The sequence below is a fragment of the Aeromonas sp. QDB11 genome (assembly GCF_027705265.1).
Lineage (GTDB): Bacteria > Pseudomonadota > Gammaproteobacteria > Enterobacterales > Aeromonadaceae > Aeromonas > Aeromonas allosaccharophila.
This window is the reverse complement of sequence record NZ_JAPDBM010000176.1, coordinates 1-1,326: the sequence shown is the minus strand read 5'-3', so window position 1 is coordinate 1,326 and position 1,326 is coordinate 1. Positions and strand designations below refer to the sequence as shown.

General features: G+C 56.0%; 1 protein-coding gene. It reads right to left on the bottom strand.

The window, feature by feature from the left end; translation table 11 throughout:
• Positions 1-36: 36 nt before the first annotated feature.
• Complete coding sequence (locus OKC40_RS22500; protein WP_270797032.1) at positions 37-1,251, bottom strand: IS256 family transposase; 1,215 nt, start codon at positions 1,249-1,251, stop codon at positions 37-39.
• Between the last annotated feature and the right edge of the window lie 75 nt (positions 1,252-1,326).

Genomic DNA, 1,326 nt, shown 5'->3' with positions numbered 1-1,326 from the left:
GAGCCTGTAAATAATTCTGTGTAACTGCCCACGCCATTACAGGTGACCGTTCAGGCGATCACCGAACTCGATAATAAAGCGATTCAGAGCAAGCTTCCAATTCTGGATCGGCATGGTCCATTTCTTGGATGCCTGCTGTATCGCGAGGTACGCCACTTTGAGCGCCGACTCATCGGTCGGGAACAGCTTCCTTTGTTTGGTCGCTTTGCGCAGCACGCTGTTCAGTGACTCGATCGCATTGGTGGTGTAGATCACCTTCCGGATGGCGGGGGGATAATCAAACAGCGTGATCAAATTGTCCCAGTTACCCTGCCAGGAGCGCGCTATCTGCGGGTACTGGCTATCCCAGCGCTCGCCGAAGGCCGCCAGCGCCTGCTGAGCCTCACGTTCCGTCGCAGAGTGGTAGATCTGCTTCAGATCCGCCGTCACCGCCTTGTAGTCCTTCCAGGAGACATAGCGCAACGAGTTGCGCACCATGTGGACGATACACAGTTGGACCTTGGTCTGGGGATACTCCACGGCAATGGCATCAGGGAAGCCCTTGAGACCATCCACACACGCGATCAGGATGTCTTCCAGACCGCGGTTCTTCAGCTCGGTCAGGACCGACAGCCAGAACTTTGCCCCTTCGGTCTCGGCCAGCCACAGGCCCAACAGCTCCTTGTGACCCTGCATATTGATGCCCAGTGCCAGATAGAGCGACTTGTTGATCACCCGCTGGTTCGCGCGGATCTTCAGTACAATGCAGTCCAGATAAACGATGGGATAGAGCGGATCCAGCGGCCGGTTTTGCCATTCGTGGACCTGCTCGATGACACGTTCGGTCACCTTCGATACCAGCCCCGCCGAGATGTCGGCGTCATACATCTCTTTGAACGCGTCCACGATATCGCGCGTGCTCAAGCCTTTGGCGTAGAGGGCGAGGATCTGGTCGTCCATCTGGGTCAGGCGGGACTGGCCCTTGCGGACAAACTGAGGCTCGAAGGAGGCGTTACGGTCACGAGGCGCCTGGATGGTGACCTCTCCATGCTGGCCTTTTAGGCGCTTGATGGAATAGCCATTGCGATTGTTGCCGGTCCCGCGGCCTTGTGGAGCGTGTTTCTCATAGCCCAGATGCTCGTCCATCTCGGCATTGAGCGCGGTCTCGACGGTAAGCTTGATCAGCTGTTGGGTGAGGGTGCCGAGATCTTTTTCAGATTTGATGTCTTTGGCCAGCTCAGCGGCCAGTGCTTTGAGTTTGTCTTGGTCCATTTGCTTACCCACGAAGGTATCCTTTTGAAAAAGTTACTTATTCGTGGGCGGTTACACAATTGGATTTACAGGCTC

Bases quoted from the DNA above. Each gene is read 5' to 3' on its own strand.
- OKC40_RS22500 (WP_270797032.1), bottom strand. From the start codon at position 1,251: ATGGACCAAGACAAACTCAAAGCACTGGCCGCTGAGCTGGCCAAAGAC.